At 71.5% G+C, this 13,006-nt stretch carries 16 protein-coding genes; 9 read left to right on the top strand and 7 right to left on the bottom strand.

Annotation, left to right across the window (positions count from 1 at the left end; all coding sequences use genetic code 11):
* The 3 genes from ABJI51_RS33870 (at window position 1) to ABJI51_RS33880 (ending at window position 3,666) form a co-directional block, all read left to right on the top strand.
* Window positions 1-1,407: a GH1 family beta-glucosidase gene (locus ABJI51_RS33870; RefSeq protein ID WP_431605687.1), complete on the top strand. Its 1,407-nt coding sequence runs from the start codon at window positions 1-3 to the stop codon at window positions 1,405-1,407.
* Window positions 1,408-1,525: 118 nt separating this feature from the next.
* A complete protein-coding gene (locus ABJI51_RS33875) occupies window positions 1,526-3,292 on the top strand; it encodes an IlvD/Edd family dehydratase (RefSeq protein ID WP_348955162.1) in 1,767 nt (588 codons plus the stop codon).
* Window positions 3,293-3,357: 65 nt separating this feature from the next.
* Window positions 3,358-3,666 (top strand): DUF3040 domain-containing protein, encoded by a 309-nt coding sequence (locus ABJI51_RS33880; protein ID WP_348955163.1) that lies wholly within the window; start codon window positions 3,358-3,360, stop codon window positions 3,664-3,666.
* Window positions 3,667-3,767: 101 nt separating this feature from the next.
* Here the strand turns inward: ABJI51_RS33880 and ABJI51_RS33885 are convergent, their stop codons facing one another.
* A complete protein-coding gene (locus tag ABJI51_RS33885) occupies window positions 3,768-4,184 on the bottom strand; it encodes a CBS domain-containing protein (protein ID WP_348955164.1) in 417 nt (138 codons plus the stop codon).
* A 90-nt stretch (window positions 4,185-4,274) separates the two neighbouring features.
* On the opposite strand from ABJI51_RS33885, the gene ABJI51_RS33890 reads away from it, so the two are divergent.
* Entirely contained in the window at window positions 4,275-4,907 is a 633-nt protein-coding gene (locus ABJI51_RS33890) for a UdgX family uracil-DNA binding protein (RefSeq protein ID WP_348955165.1), read from the top strand.
* 377 nt (window positions 4,908-5,284) lie between these two features.
* On the opposite strand, the gene ligD (ABJI51_RS33895) is transcribed toward ABJI51_RS33890, so the two are convergent.
* The 4 genes from ligD (ABJI51_RS33895) to ABJI51_RS33910 all read right to left on the bottom strand — a co-directional run bounded on the left by ligD (ABJI51_RS33895) (window position 5,285) and on the right by ABJI51_RS33910 (window position 8,281).
* A complete protein-coding gene (gene ligD, locus ABJI51_RS33895) occupies window positions 5,285-6,145 on the bottom strand; it encodes a non-homologous end-joining DNA ligase (RefSeq protein ID WP_348955166.1) in 861 nt (286 codons plus the stop codon).
* A complete protein-coding gene (gene ligD, locus ABJI51_RS33900) occupies window positions 6,142-7,086 on the bottom strand; it encodes a non-homologous end-joining DNA ligase (protein ID WP_348955167.1) in 945 nt (314 codons plus the stop codon). The genes ligD (ABJI51_RS33895) and ligD (ABJI51_RS33900) overlap by 4 nt, the downstream gene beginning before the upstream one ends.
* Window positions 7,083-7,997: a non-homologous end joining protein Ku gene (gene ku, locus ABJI51_RS33905; RefSeq protein WP_348955168.1), complete on the bottom strand. Its 915-nt coding sequence runs from the start codon at window positions 7,995-7,997 to the stop codon at window positions 7,083-7,085. Before ku ends, ligD (ABJI51_RS33900) begins: the two co-directional genes overlap by 4 nt.
* Before the next feature lie 86 nt (window positions 7,998-8,083).
* Entirely contained in the window at window positions 8,084-8,281 is a 198-nt protein-coding gene (locus ABJI51_RS33910) for a hypothetical protein (protein ID WP_348955169.1), read from the bottom strand.
* Between the two features lie 170 nt (window positions 8,282-8,451).
* On the opposite strand from ABJI51_RS33910, the gene ABJI51_RS33915 reads away from it, so the two are divergent.
* The gene (locus ABJI51_RS33915; protein ID WP_348955170.1) at window positions 8,452-8,661 is read left to right on the top strand and encodes a hypothetical protein; all 210 of its coding nucleotides are present in this window, start codon (window positions 8,452-8,454) and stop codon (window positions 8,659-8,661) included.
* Window positions 8,662-8,818: 157 nt separating this feature from the next.
* On the opposite strand, the gene ABJI51_RS33920 is transcribed toward ABJI51_RS33915, so the two are convergent.
* Window positions 8,819-9,547: an ANTAR domain-containing protein gene (locus ABJI51_RS33920; protein WP_348955171.1), complete on the bottom strand. Its 729-nt coding sequence runs from the start codon at window positions 9,545-9,547 to the stop codon at window positions 8,819-8,821.
* Between the two features lie 297 nt (window positions 9,548-9,844).
* Between ABJI51_RS33920 and ABJI51_RS33925 the strand changes: the two genes are divergently transcribed.
* Window positions 9,845-10,210 (top strand): STAS domain-containing protein, encoded by a 366-nt coding sequence (locus ABJI51_RS33925; RefSeq protein WP_348955172.1) that lies wholly within the window; start codon window positions 9,845-9,847, stop codon window positions 10,208-10,210.
* A gap of 3 nt (window positions 10,211-10,213) precedes the next feature.
* Here the strand turns inward: ABJI51_RS33925 and ABJI51_RS33930 are convergent, their stop codons facing one another.
* A complete protein-coding gene (locus tag ABJI51_RS33930; RefSeq protein WP_348955173.1) occupies window positions 10,214-11,176 on the bottom strand; it encodes a TIGR03557 family F420-dependent LLM class oxidoreductase in 963 nt (320 codons plus the stop codon).
* A 108-nt stretch (window positions 11,177-11,284) separates the two neighbouring features.
* Here ABJI51_RS33930 and ABJI51_RS33935 point away from each other — a divergent pair, with 108 nt between their 5' ends.
* From ABJI51_RS33935 to ABJI51_RS33945, 3 genes are all read left to right on the top strand, one after another.
* Window positions 11,285-11,614, top strand: coding sequence for a plasmid stabilization protein (locus ABJI51_RS33935; RefSeq protein WP_348955174.1), 330 nt, complete (start codon window positions 11,285-11,287; stop codon window positions 11,612-11,614).
* 62 nt (window positions 11,615-11,676) lie between these two features.
* Window positions 11,677-12,123: an ATP-binding protein gene (locus tag ABJI51_RS33940; RefSeq protein ID WP_348955175.1), complete on the top strand. Its 447-nt coding sequence runs from the start codon at window positions 11,677-11,679 to the stop codon at window positions 12,121-12,123.
* Window positions 12,120-12,911, top strand: a complete 792-nt coding sequence (locus ABJI51_RS33945) for a SigB/SigF/SigG family RNA polymerase sigma factor (protein ID WP_348955176.1) — start codon at window positions 12,120-12,122, stop codon at window positions 12,909-12,911. The genes ABJI51_RS33940 and ABJI51_RS33945 overlap by 4 nt, the downstream gene beginning before the upstream one ends.
* Window positions 12,912-13,006: the final 95 nt, after the last annotated feature.

Below are 13,006 nucleotides of genomic sequence, written 5' to 3' on the forward strand. Positions count from 1 at the left end.
ATGTCCGTACATCCCGACAGCGTTCGGGCGGAGACCGCGTTGATGTTCCCGCCTGGCTTCGTCTGGGGCGCCGCCACCGCGGCGTTCCAGGTGGAAGGAGCCACGACGGCCGACGGGCGCACCGATTCGGTCTGGGACGTCTTCGCCCGCCGCCCGGGTGCGGTCCGGGGCGGCGACAACGGCGAACCGGCGGCCGACCACTACCGCCGCTACAGCGAGGACGTCGCCCTGATGCGGCGGCTCGGCCTCGGCGCCTACCGCTTCTCGCTGGCCTGGCCGCGGGTGCGGCCGGACGGCGGCGCGCCGAACGCCGCCGGGCTGGCGTTCTACGACCGCCTGGTCGACTGCCTGCTGGAAGCCGGGATCCAGCCGTGGGGCACGCTCTACCACTGGGACCTGCCGCAGGCGCTGGAGGACAAGGGCGGCTGGACGTCGCGGGACACCGCGTACCGGTTCGCCGAGTACGCCGAGACGGCGCTGGAGCGGCTCGGTGACCGCGTGGCCAGCTGGTCGACGCTGAACGAGCCGTGGTGCGCGGCGATGCTGGGCTACGCGGGCGGCATCCACGCCCCGGGCCGCACCGACCACGCGGCCGCCGTCGCCGCGACCCACCACCTGCTGCTGGGCCACGGCCTGGCGATGGACGTCATCCGGCGGCACGCCCCGAACAGCCAGGCGGGCGTCACGCTGAACCTGTACCCGGTCGCGCCGCACGACCCGGCGAACGCCTCCGACGTGGACGCGGCCCGGCGCATCGACGGGCTGCAGAACCGGCTGTTCCTCGACCCGGTGCTGCGCGGCGGCTACCCGGACGACCTGGTCGCCGACCTGGAGCCGTTCGGGCTGGGCTCGGTCGTCCGCGACGAGGACGCCGCGGTCATCGCCGCGCACGTCGACTGGCTGGGCGTGAACTACTACCGCGACTACCGCGTCGCGGGCCGTCCGGTGCCGGGCAGCGAGCCGGCGGGCCCGGAGTGGGTCGGCGCCGGCCACGTCCACTTCGTCCCGGACCCGGCCGCTCCCCGCACGGACTCGGGCTGGGAGGTCCAGCCGGCGGGGCTGACGGAGTCGCTGCTGCAGGTCCACCGCGGCTACCGGCCGGTGCCGCTGTACATCACCGAGAACGGCGCGGCCTACCCCGACGTCATCGGCGACGGCGGCGACATCATCGACACCGACCGGGTGGCGTTCCTGGACTCCCACCTGCGGGCGGCCCACGACGCGATCCAGGCGGGCGTCGACCTGCGCGGGTACTTCTACTGGTCCCTGCTGGACAACTTCGAGTGGGCTGAGGGGTACGCGAAGCGGTTCGGCCTGGTCCACGTGGACTACGAGACCCAGCGCCGGACGCCGAAGCGCAGCGCGCACTGGTACGCCGGGGTGATCGGCCTCAACGGCCTCGGCTGAGCCACCCCGGCCAAGTCCGTGAATGGCACATTGAGGGACGTAGCGTCCGTCAGTGTGCCATTCACGGCTTTCCGCGGGAGGGGTGCATCCGGCGGGCCGTGTTGCCAGACTGGCCGGTATGGGACTGCGCAGCGAAGCCTGGTTCAACAACCCCGCCGACCCCGGCATGACCGCCCTCTACCTCGAGCGGTACATGAACTGGGGCCTGACCCGCGAGGAGCTGCAGTCCGGCAAGCCGATCATCGGGATCGCGCAGACCGGCTCCGACCTCACCCCGTGCAACCGCCACCACCTCCAGCTCGCCGACCGGACCCGCGAGGGCATCCGGGAGGCCGGTGGCATCGCGATCGAGTTCCCCGTCCACCCGATCCAGGAGACCGGCAAGCGCCCGACCGCCGCCCTCGACCGGAACCTCGCCTACCTCGGCCTGGTCGAGACGCTCTACGGCTACCCCATCGACGGCGTCGTGCTCACCACCGGCTGCGACAAGACGACGCCCGCGTGCCTGATGGCCGCCGCGACCGTCGACATCCCGGCCATCGTGCTGTCCGGCGGCCCGATGCTCAACGGCTGGTTCAACGGCGAGCGCACCGGGTCCGGGACCATCATCTGGAAGGCGCGTGAGCTGCTCGCCGCGGGCGAGATCGACGACGCCGGGTTCATGGAGCTGGTCGCCTCGTCCGCGCCGTCGCCAGGGCACTGCAACACCATGGGCACCGCCTCGACGATGAACGCGCTCGCCGAGGCACTCGGGATGAGCCTGCCCGGCTGCGCGGCCATCCCGGCGCCGCACCGCGACCGGGCGCGGATGGCGTATGGCACCGGGCTGCGGATCGTCGAGATGGTGCGCGAGGACCTCAAGCCGTCGGACGTCCTGACGCGCGAGGCGTTCGAGAACGCCATCGTGGTCAGCTCGGCGATCGGCGGCTCGACCAACGCGCCCATCCACATCGGCGCCATCGCCCGCCACGTCGGTGTCGACCTGCCGCTGGAGGACTGGCAGCGGGTCGGCCACGCCGTGCCGCTGCTGGTCGACCTGCAGCCGGCAGGCAAGTACCTCGGCGAGGAGTTCCACCGTGCCGGCGGTGTCCCGGCCGTGGTGCACGAGCTGATGCGGCACGGGCTGATCCACGAGGACGCGCGCACGGTCAACGGCCGCACGCTCGGCGAGAACTGCCGCGACGCCGAAGCCACCGACCGGGACGTCATCCGCACGTTCGACACCGCGCTGCTGCCCGACGCCGGGTTCCTCGTGCTCAAGGGCAACCTCTTCGACGCGGCGATCATGAAGTCCAGCGTCATCTCCCCGGAGTTCCGGCGGCGCTACCTCGGCGGCGGCGTCTACGAGGGCACCGCCGTCGTGTTCGACGGCCCGGAGGACTACCACGCCCGCATCGACGACCCGGACCTCGGCGTCGACGAGCACTCGCTGCTGGTCATGCGCGGCACCGGCCCGCTCGGCTACCCGGGCTCGGCGGAGGTGGTCAACATGCGGCCACCGGCGGCGCTGATCAAGCGCGGCATCCACGAGCTGCCCTGCCTCGGCGACGGCCGCCAGTCGGGCACGTCCGGGTCGCCGTCGATCCTCAACGCCTCCCCCGAAGCCGCGGCGGGCGGCGGTCTCGCCGTGCTGCGGACCGGCGACCGGGTGCGGATCGACCTCGCCGCCGGGACGGCGGACGTCCTGATCCCGGACGAGGAACTGGCGCTGCGGCGCAAGGAACTGGCCGAGGCGGGTGGCTACCCGGTGCCCGAGTCGCAGACGCCGTGGCAGGAGATCCAGCGGTCGATGGTCGACCAGCTCTGCGACGGGATGGTGCTGCGGCCGGCGGTGGCGTACCAGCGGATCGCGGCGACCAAGGGCATCCCGCGCGACAACCACTGACTTTCCCTGCTTGGAGACGGTGCGGAGCGGGTATCTCCCCGGTAAGCCGAGGCGAGGAGGATCCGATGCTTCCGGAGCGAGAACGCCACGCCCTGCGCGAGATCGAAGCCGAGCTGCGGGCGAGCGATCCCGAGTTCGCCGCCGCCCTCAGCGGTCGGCCGTCGCGCGAGGCGCGGGGATGGACACTGCTGCTCGTGCTCTGCGACGTGACGGCGGTGGTGATGCTGGTCGTCGGCCTGTTCGCGCGCGACGCCGCGCTCGTACTCTGGGGCACGGTGGGCGCGGGCTCGCTCGTGGCCTGGCACATCGCGCGCACAGAGTCGGCTCACCAGTCCACTGAGGACGGCGCGGCTCCCCCGGTGGCGCCGCACTGAGTTCGCCTGTCTCGCAGGCGGCCCGCCTCGCCTGGTCCGCAACGCTTCGGCGGTGTCCAGGGCGAGGCGGGCCGCCTCGATCGTGCCCCTGCTGGGCGTCATCAGTCGTAGGACAGGGCTTCCACCAGCTCGCCCGCCTTCGGGTTCGACAGGGCACGGGCGACGTCGGCCTGCGCGACGATGCCGACCAGGTCGTGCCCGTCGATCACCGGGAGCCGGCGCACGCGGTGCTCGGTCATGGTGCGCAGGATCTCTTCGGCGTCGTCGTCGGCCCCGATCGTCACGGCCTCGCCCTGTGCCAGCTCGCCGACGTGGACCGCGCGCGGGTCCTTGCCCTCGGCGAGCACCTTCACGACGATGTCGCGGTCGGTCAGCATGCCCTTCAGCCGGTTGTCCTCACCACAGATCGGCAGCGCCCCCACCTGCTTCTGCGCCATGGTGACCGCGGCGTCGTGCACGGTGTCCGAAGCCCGGGCGCACGTCGCGTCCGCCGTCATGATGTCGCGTGCGGTGGTCATCGTGTACTCCTTCCGTTCTGGTGCCTCTGCAGTCCGGCTACCCGCGACGGGCACGTTTACCCGTGGGCCGCGCGGGGAATTTCGGAGCACATGCCGGATTCCCGCGGTGCCGAGCCGCCGGACACCACCGACCTCGACCGCCTGCGGTCGGCGGCGTCCGGCTGCCACGGCTGCCCGTTGTACAAGGACGCGACGCAGACCGTCTTCGGCGAAGGCACGGCGGAGGCGCGGATCCTGGTCGTCGGCGAGCAGCCGGGCGACAAGGAGGACGTGGCGGGCGAGCCGTTCGTCGGCCCCGCCGGCAAGCTCCTGGACCGCGCGTTCGAGGAGGCAGGCTTCGACCGGTCGGCGCTGTACGTGACGAACGCGGTCAAGCACTTCAAGTTCAAGCGCGACGAGCGCGGCAAGCGCCGCATCCACCAGAAACCGGGCCGCACGGAGGTCGTGGCGTGCCGCCCGTGGCTGCTGGCGGAGCTGCGCGCGGTCCGCCCGGACCTGGTCCTGCTGCTGGGCGCGACGGCGGCGCAGTCCCTGCTGGGCCCGAAGTTCCGGCTCACGGCCCACCGCGGCGAGCCGGTCGAGCCGCCGGAGGACGTGGCCGAGCTGGTGCCGTCCGCGGTGGCGACGGTCCACCCGTCGGCGGTCCTGCGAGCCCCGGACCGCGACGAGGCGTACGCGGCCTTCGTCGCGGACCTCAAGGCGGCGTGCAAGACACTTGGCTGACGGGGCTGCTGTTGCCTTGCCCCGCTGCTGCCTTGCCCCGCTGCTGCCTTGCCCCGCTGCTGCCTTGCCCCGCTGCTGCCTTGCCCCGCTGTTGCCTTGCCCCGCTGTTGCCTTGCCCCGCTGTTGCCTTGCCCCGCTGCTGCCTTGCCCCGCTGCTGCCTTGCCCCGCTGCTGCCTTGCCCCGCTGCTGCCTCGCCCTGCCGTTGCCTCTGAAGGCCACCATCAGGGCATCCAGTGCTGCGATGATGGCCTTCACGCTCTTCCGGTGCGGACCTTCCCCCGGCACGAAAGAAACTCCAGGGGGCCCGCGGGGGCGCCCCCCGTTTTCCACGCTACCGGATGGCACCGACAGTTTCCGGCGTCCGCCGGGAAGGTTCTCAGCCCAGCTTGCGCAGTGCCGCCTCCGCCGAGGCCGCGTGCTTGTCCAGGTCCCGCCAGGGATCCGCCTTCCGCGCCAGCCGCTGCTTCTCCTTCGCCAGGCCCCACCCGGCGGGCTCGGCCTTGCCCAGCTCCCGCCAGTCCAGCGGCGTCGCCGCGGCCGCGCCGGGGCGGGCGCGCAGCGAATACGGTGCCACGAACGTCTGCGCGTACCCGTTGCGGTTCGCGTCCAGGAAGATCCGGTCGCCGCGCTTTTCCTTGCGCTGGGCCGTGGTCAGGCGGTCCGGGTCATCCGCCGCCACCGCGTCGGCCAGTGCGCGGGACAGCTCCAGGACCACCTCCGTCTCCGCCTTCGCGTCCAGGGGCGCCAGGACGTGGAACCCGCGGCCGCCGGTGGCCTGGACGAACGCCGTCAGCCCGGCCCGCTCGTAGTGGTCGCGGATGCGCCGCGCGACCGCGCGCAGCTCCGTCACCGGGGTTCCGTCCGGTGGGTCGAGGTCCAGCACGAGCCGGTCCGGCCGCCCCGGCGCGTCCACTGTGGACAGCCAGACGTGGAACTCGATCGTGCCCTGGCCGGCCAGGTATTCGAGCGTCTCCGCGTCGTCGCAGACGACGTACTCGTCCTCGCCTCCGTCCCGCCGGGGGACGCGCTCGGTGCGTATCCGGTCCGGGAAGTGCTCCCCCGGGTGCTTCTGGAACCAGCCCTGGCCGCCGATGCCGTCCGGGAACCGGCGCAGCGTCAGCGGGCGGCCGCGCAGGTGCGGCAGCATCGCGTCCGCGACCGCGCGGTAGTACTCGACGACGTCGCCCTTCGTCAGGCCGTCGTCCGGGTAGAACACCTTGTCCGCGTGAGAAATCATGGCCGCTCCCGCACGACGTCCGCCGCCTTCTTGTCCTCGCGCAACCCGGCGAACCGCGGGTGCCGCAGCCGCCCGTCGCGCGTCCATTCCGAGAAGCCGATCTGCGCGACCAGGTCCGGGCGGACCCAGTGCGCGCCGCGTTCGGGCACCGGCCCGGCGAACGGCGACCGCGTCGTCTCGCGCTGCCGCAGCCGCGCGTGCAGCGACGACAGCAGCTTCTCGTCGAACCCGGTGCCGACCTTGCCCGCGTACTTCAGGCCGCCGTCCTCGTGGTAGCCGAGCAGGAGCGCGCCGAAGCCGTGCCGCGCGCCCTGCGGGTCGGTGAAGCCGCCGATGACCAGCTCCTGACCCAGCGCGCACTTGAACTTCAGCCAGTCGGGTGACCGCCCATGGTGGTACGGCGCGTCCGCCCGCTTGGCGAGCACGCCCTCCCAGCCGCGACGGCAGGCCTCTTCGAAGAACTTCTCGCCTTCGGCGTTGCGATGCGCCGACAGCCGCAGCGGATCCGCGAAGTCGAACGCCTCGCGCAGCAACGCCTTCCGCTGCCGCAGTGGCAGCGAAGTCGTGTCCTGGTCGTCGAAGTACAGCAGGTCGAACAGGTAGTAGTAGACGCGCACGCCGGTCGCCCGCGCCCGGCCCGGGTCACTGACGTGGATGCGCGGCTGGAGCGCGGCGAAGCTCGTGTTCGCGCCGTCGAAGGCGACGATCTCGCCGTCCGCGACGAACCGCGGGCCACCCTGCGCCGCCAGTGCCTCGACGATCTCCGGGTAGGCGTTGTCCATCACCTTGCGGTTGCGCGAGTACAGCACCGGCGGCCCGGAGTCGCGCACGCAGATCGCCCGGACGCCGTCCAGCTTGCGCTCGAAGATCCAGTCCTCGGCCGAGAACCGCCGCTCGGTGAGCGTGGCGAGGGTCGGCTCGCGCCAGCCGGGTCCGGTCACGACGCCTTCAGCGCCTTCTCCAGCTCGGCCCGCGTCATCTTCGACCGGCCCTTCACGCCCTGCTCACGAGCGAGCTTGTCCAAGTCCGATTTGGACAGCTCCGAGAGGTCCTGCTTCTTCTTCGCCGACCCGCCCTTGCGGTTCTTCACGCTGCGCGACAACGCCTCGAAGAGGTCGACGACGTCCGCCGACGGCTCCGGCTCCTCCTCGTGGGTGATCTCCTTGCCCGCCTGCTTGGCCTTGATCAGCTCCTCGACGCGCTCGGCGTACTCGTCGCGGTAGTCCTCGGGCTTCCACGGCGCGGTCATCTCGTCGACGAGCGCGAGCGCCATGTCGAGTTCCCTCGGCTTCGGCTTCGGCAACGCGGGCAGCTTACCCATGACGTCCTTGGGCTTGCGCAGGTCGGCGGCGAAGTGCAGCGTGTTGAGCACCATGACGTCCTCGCCGGCGCGGATCGCGGCGAGGTATTCCTTGCCGCGCAACACGAATTTCGCGACGCCTGCCTTCTCGCTCTGGTCCATGGCCTGCAGCAGCAGGCCGTACGCCTTGGCGAAGTCCTCCTTCGCCGGCTTGAGCCAGTACGTCTTGTCGAAGAACCACGGGTCGATCTCGTCGAGTTCGACGAACTGCTCGATGTCGATCCGCCGCGACCGCTCGGGCGCGAGCTCCTCGAGCTCGTCGGGCTCGACGAGCACGTGGTCGCCGCCGCCGAGGTCGTAGCCCTTGACGATTTCGTCCTGCTTGACCTCCTCGCCGGTCCGCTCGTTGACCCGGCGGTTGCGGATCCGGTCCGACGTCCCGCGTTCGAACTGGTGGAAGTGGATCGTGTGGTCCGCCACCGCCGGGTACAGCTCCACCGGCACGGTGACCAGCCCCAGGCTCAGCGCGCCGCTCCACACCGGTCTGGCCATGTCGACCTCCTCACCGGCAGCGATACCCGCCGCGGATGGTCATGAAACGAGCCCGCCGGAACCGGTCCCGGCGGGCTCGCGGCACGTCAGGCGACTTCGCTGGCGCGACCGCCGCGGCGGTGCAGGCCCAGCATGTCGAGCAGCCGCGCGCAGTCCTCGGGATCCTTCGCCCGCGCCGCGACGGCCAGTGCGGCCTTGTGCCGGGTGCGCTCCTGGTCCGGCGAGTCCCCGCCGTCGGCCAGGAGGTCCGCCACCGGCCGCAGGTCGTTCCGCTTGTCTCGCATCTGTCGCTCCCCTCCGGCAATCCCCGGTGAACCTTGCACTGGCGGGCTACCCCCGATCACCGCAGGCGACACAGGAGAGGTCGACACACTAGGCCGAACGAGTGAATTCCGCTGGTGTAGCCGCTGAAGACCGGCAAGGTAGTGAGACCCACGTCACAGCAGGAGGCCGGATGGGCACCCAGATCCGCATCAGCCGCGAAGACGGCTCCCTGCCCTGCGAAGTGTGCGGCTTCCGCACAATGCACGTGGCCCAGGTCGTCGCCGACGACGGGACGGTCCTCGGCCGCACGCTGATCTGCACGACATGCCAGCGCAGCCGCCACCGCCCGGAGTCCGCGGCCGGGACCGAAGCGCCGCCGGACGAGGTCCCGGCAGGCTAGGAGCACGCTGGGACCGGACGGGCCGCGCACCCGGCCGGCGTACCTGGAGGGTCGGCGGGCGTACCCCGCAGGTCGGCCCACGTGCCCAGAGCGTCGGCCCACGTACCTGGAGCGTCGGCCTGCGTACCTGGAGCGTCGGCCGGCGTACCGAAAACGCTCAGGTCGTTGTTGCTACCGCTGCCACGAACTCCGCGGCCACCTCGTGGAGCTTGCGGTTGCCGTCCTGGGAACGCTTCACCAGGCGCTGGAACGCCTCCTCCGCCGTGATGCGGTGGGCGGCCATCAGGATGCCCTTGGCCTGGTCGATCACCGCGCGGGTCTCCAGTGCGCGGTTGAGCTGGTCGACCAGCTCGCGGGCCGCGAAGTAGCGGCGGGCGCTGCGCAGGCCGAACACCACCGTGGCCGTGTACAGCTCCAGGATCTTCGTCTCCAGCTCGCTGAACCCGTGTCCGGTGAACCCGAACAGGTTGACCGCGCCGGACATGTCCTCGTCGACCGTCAGCGGGGCCGCCAGAAAACTGGCCACGCCCACCTCTTCGGCCGCCGACACGAACTCCGGCCACAGGTCGCCGACCGCGCCGACGCCGACGCGGACCGGCTGGCCCGTCTCGGCGGCGCGCAGGCACGGCCCGTCGCCGATCCGGTACTGCTCGCGGTCGAAGTTCACCGCGCGCTGGTCGGTGCTCGCCACCGTCTCCGGCACGCCGTCGCGGACCAGCGTGATGCTGGCCATGTCGGCGCCGGGCACGACCTGCACGGCGTGGTCGCACACCGCCTGCAGCATCTGGCCGAGATCCAGCTCGGCGTCCAGCATCGCGGTCAGCGACTCCATCGCGACCATGACTTCGTCCAGCCGCGCGGTGAGCTGCTCATCGCCGCCCGTCATCCTGGTGACGCCCCTCTTTTCGCTGTCAGGGCGCTCTCAACCAGGGAGGACCCGGGCGCGCGCCACTAGTGGGCCGCTAGCGCTTTAACGGGTCCAGCGCGAGATTACTGCATCCCGGTCACCCCGGGCACGAGCGGTCACCGCCGCCGCGGGGCGCACGCCCGTTCGGAGCAACGTCGGTTGCGCAGCCCGGACGCGGAGTTAGGCTCGGGGCACGGTTCAACCAGCAGCCAGCCTCGATCCCCCGAGCGCGCGGTGGCCCCGGCTCCGCGCCACACAGGACGGTGGCGAACCGCCATGAACGCACTGAGAAACCGGCATCCGGCCCTGCGGCTGCGCACGACGTGGCCCGCCCCGCACGCGGTGGTGGTCACCGCGCGCGGCGATCTGGACGCCGTGACGGCGCCGGACCTGGCCGCGCTGGTCTCCGACCGCCTGTGGGCGCGGCCCGAGCGGCTCGTCCTCGACCTGTCCGAAGTGGACTTCCTCGGCGTGGCCGGGATCCGGGTGCTGCTGCACACCGCGTTGCAGGCCGAGCAGCAGGACACGGACCTGCTGGTGATCACCGGCACGAACCCGCTGATCCGGCGGGCACTGCAGGTGACCGGGGCGGACCAGCGACTTCCGCTGGCGGTCGAGCGCCGCGAGCCCGCCCCGGCCTGAGCTTTACCCGCGCAGGGCGGGCAGCAGTTCCTTCTCGGCGAAGTCGAGGAACCCGTTCTGCTGGTCACCGCCGATCTGCACCAGCGCGACGTCGGTGAAGCCCGCCTTCTCGAACTCGCGCACGCCCTCGACGATGGGCTCGAGGTCCGGTCCGCACGGGATCGAGCCTGCGACGTCCTCCTCGCGGACGAACTGCGTCGCGCCGGCGAAGGCGGACGGTCCCGGCAGCTCCGCGTTGACCTTCCAGCCGCCGGCGAACCAGCGGAACTGCTCGTGCGCACGCTGGACGGCGGCGTCACGGTCGGTGCCCCAGGAGATGGGCATCTGCCCGATCTTGCGGCTCGGCGGGCCGAGCTTCGTCGCGTCCCATTCCTGCGACAGCTCCATCTTCGGCTCGACGGCGATCATCGCGTCGGCGACCGGGGCGAACCGCCTGATCGACTGCGAACCGGACACCGCGACGCCGATCGGCGTCCGCTTCTCCGGCAGGTCCCACAGCTTCGCGGAGTCGACCCGGAAGTGCTTGCCCTCGTAGTCGAAGTAACCGCCGTCGAACAGCCCGCCGATGATCTGCAGTGCCTCGGCGAGCATGTCGTGGCGGACGTTGGCCGGCGGCCAGCCGCGGCCGACGACGTGCTCGTTCAGGTTCTCCCCCGCGCCGAGCCCGAGGGTGAACCGGCCGTTCGAGAGTGCCTGCACGGTCGCCGCCTTCTGCGCGACCACCGCCGGGTGGTAGCGCATGATCGGGCAGGTCACGTACGTCATCAGCTCGACGCGCTCGGTGGCCTGCGTGACCGCGCCCAGCACGCTCCACGCGTACGGCGCGTGGCCCTGCTCGTCCAGCCACGGCGAGTAGTGATCGCTCATCACCTCGAAGTCGAAGCCGGCGTGTTCCGCTTCGGCGGCGAACCGGACCAGGTCGTTCGGTCCCGCCTGCTCGGTCATCAGCGTGTAGCCGATCCGCATCGGCGCCTCCTCTCTCTCAGCTCGTCGCGTACCCGGCCCCGGCGCGGGGAAACGACGTTTACCGGGTGATCAACGGGGTATTCGTCCCATGAGACGAAGGGAGTGGTCATGCCTCAGTCGTGGAGCGGCAAGCGGGAACGCCAGTACGAGCACATCAAGGACTCGGCCGAGGACCGCGGGGCGAGCACCAAGCGGGCGAAGGAGATCGCGGCCCGGACGGTGAACAAGAACCGCGCGCAGTCGGGTGAGTCCCGGCAGGCCAGCAAGACGTCGCTGAAGGACAAGTCGCCGCAGAAGCGCGGCGGCGAGCGGTCCGGCAACCGCAAGGGCCCGGGCGGCCCGACGAAGTCTCAGCTCTACAACGAAGCGAAGAAGCGGAACATCAACGGACGGTCGACGATGACCAAGAAGGAACTGGAACGGGCGCTGGGCCGGTGACGAAAGCGGAAATCCCCGAACACGAAGTGTCAGGGTTCGCCCGGATGGGTAGTACCCCCGGCATGGAAGAAACGCGAAGCGACTCGTTCGGCGGTAAGCCCACCGTCGACGAGATGCTCGACGAGCTGGTCGAGCTGCGGCTGCCCGCCATGGCGGAGCAGATCCCGCTGGTCCGGATGCTGACCCACGGCGTGGTGTCGCGGGCCGACTTCGGGCTGGACGCGATAGCCGACGCGAAGATGGCCGTCGACGAGGCGTGCGCGCAGCTGGTCCAGCTCGCCGAACTCGGCTCCCAGCTGCACTGCCGCTTCCGGCTGGCCCCCGACGGCCTGCGCGTCATCGTCTCGACCCGGTCCAGCGACCCGCGGCCGCCGAGCGACCGCACGTTCGGCTGGCACGTCCTGACCACCCTGAGCCGGTCGGTGACCGCGCACTGCGACGTCCTTCCCGGTGGAGGCGCGGGCATCGTCACGATCGAGCTGGTGCTGAACCCGGGAACGAGCGCGTGAGCAGCGAGCGCAAAACCCTCCTCCACCGCCCGGACGAATATGCCCACTGCGAGCCGCTGTTCGACGAGCTCGGTGAGCTCGACGCCGACGACCCGCGGCGGGAAGCCGTCCGGAGCAAGCTGGTCACCGAGCTGCTGCCGCTGGCCGAGCACATCGCGACCCGCTTCTCCGGGCGCGGCGAGCCCCGGGAGGACCTGGTCCAGGTGGCGCGGATCGGCCTGATCAACGCCGTCGACCGGTTCGACCCCTCCCGGGGCCACGACTTCCTGTCCTTCGCCGTGCCCACCATCATGGGCGAGGTGCGGCGGCACTTCCGGGACACCGGCTGGTCCGTCCGGGTCCCGCGGCGGCTCAAGGAGCTGCACCTGTCGCTGAGCCAGGGTTCGGCGGTGCTGTCCCAGCGCCTCGGCCGCGCGCCGACGCCGACCGAGCTGGCCGAGCACCTCAACCTCGACGTCGACGAGGTCCGCGAGGGCCTGCTCGCCGGCAACGCCTACCAGGCACTGTCGGTCGACAAGCCGGTCCACGACGACGCCGAGGCGCTGTCGCTGGCCGACACCATGGGGGAACCGGACCACGAGATGGCCATGGTGGAAAACCACGAGGCCCTCCAGCCCCTGCTGCAGGAACTGCCGAAGCGCGAGCGCGCGATCCTGGTGATGCGGTTCTTCGGCGGGCTGACCCAGACCCAGATCGCCGACCGCGTGGGCATTTCCCAGATGCACGTCTCCCGCCTGCTGTCCCAGACCCTGGAGCAGCTGCGCGGCAAGCTCACCGGCGAAGGCTGACCACTCTCCCGCGGCTCGTCGGGGGTGGTTATAAGGGGGGGGGCCCCCCCTAACCACCCACCGCCGGGGGGGCCCCCCCGCGGGGGGGGGGGGGG

The organism is Amycolatopsis melonis (assembly GCF_040064235.1).
Classification (GTDB): Bacteria; Actinomycetota; Actinomycetes; order Mycobacteriales; family Pseudonocardiaceae; genus Amycolatopsis; species Amycolatopsis melonis.

Coding starts and splice junctions, on each gene's coding strand:
- ABJI51_RS33870 (WP_431605687.1), top strand. CDS start 1: ATGTCCGTACATCCCGACAGCGTTCGGGCGGAGACCGCGTTGATGTTC.
- ABJI51_RS33875 (WP_348955162.1), top strand. CDS start 1,526: ATGGGACTGCGCAGCGAAGCCTGGTTCAACAACCCCGCCGACCCCGGC.
- ABJI51_RS33880 (WP_348955163.1), top strand. CDS start 3,358: ATGCTTCCGGAGCGAGAACGCCACGCCCTGCGCGAGATCGAAGCCGAG.
- ABJI51_RS33885 (WP_348955164.1), bottom strand. CDS start 4,184: ATGACCACCGCACGCGACATCATGACGGCGGACGCGACGTGCGCCCGG.
- ABJI51_RS33890 (WP_348955165.1), top strand. CDS start 4,275: ATGCCGGATTCCCGCGGTGCCGAGCCGCCGGACACCACCGACCTCGAC.
- ligD (WP_348955166.1), bottom strand. CDS start 6,145: ATGATTTCTCACGCGGACAAGGTGTTCTACCCGGACGACGGCCTGACG.
- ku (WP_348955168.1), bottom strand. CDS start 7,997: ATGGCCAGACCGGTGTGGAGCGGCGCGCTGAGCCTGGGGCTGGTCACC.
- ABJI51_RS33910 (WP_348955169.1), bottom strand. CDS start 8,281: ATGCGAGACAAGCGGAACGACCTGCGGCCGGTGGCGGACCTCCTGGCC.
- ABJI51_RS33915 (WP_348955170.1), top strand. CDS start 8,452: ATGGGCACCCAGATCCGCATCAGCCGCGAAGACGGCTCCCTGCCCTGC.
- ABJI51_RS33920 (WP_348955171.1), bottom strand. CDS start 9,547: ATGACGGGCGGCGATGAGCAGCTCACCGCGCGGCTGGACGAAGTCATG.
- ABJI51_RS33925 (WP_348955172.1), top strand. CDS start 9,845: ATGAACGCACTGAGAAACCGGCATCCGGCCCTGCGGCTGCGCACGACG.
- ABJI51_RS33930 (WP_348955173.1), bottom strand. CDS start 11,176: ATGCGGATCGGCTACACGCTGATGACCGAGCAGGCGGGACCGAACGAC.
- ABJI51_RS33935 (WP_348955174.1), top strand. CDS start 11,285: ATGCCTCAGTCGTGGAGCGGCAAGCGGGAACGCCAGTACGAGCACATC.
- ABJI51_RS33940 (WP_348955175.1), top strand. CDS start 11,677: ATGGAAGAAACGCGAAGCGACTCGTTCGGCGGTAAGCCCACCGTCGAC.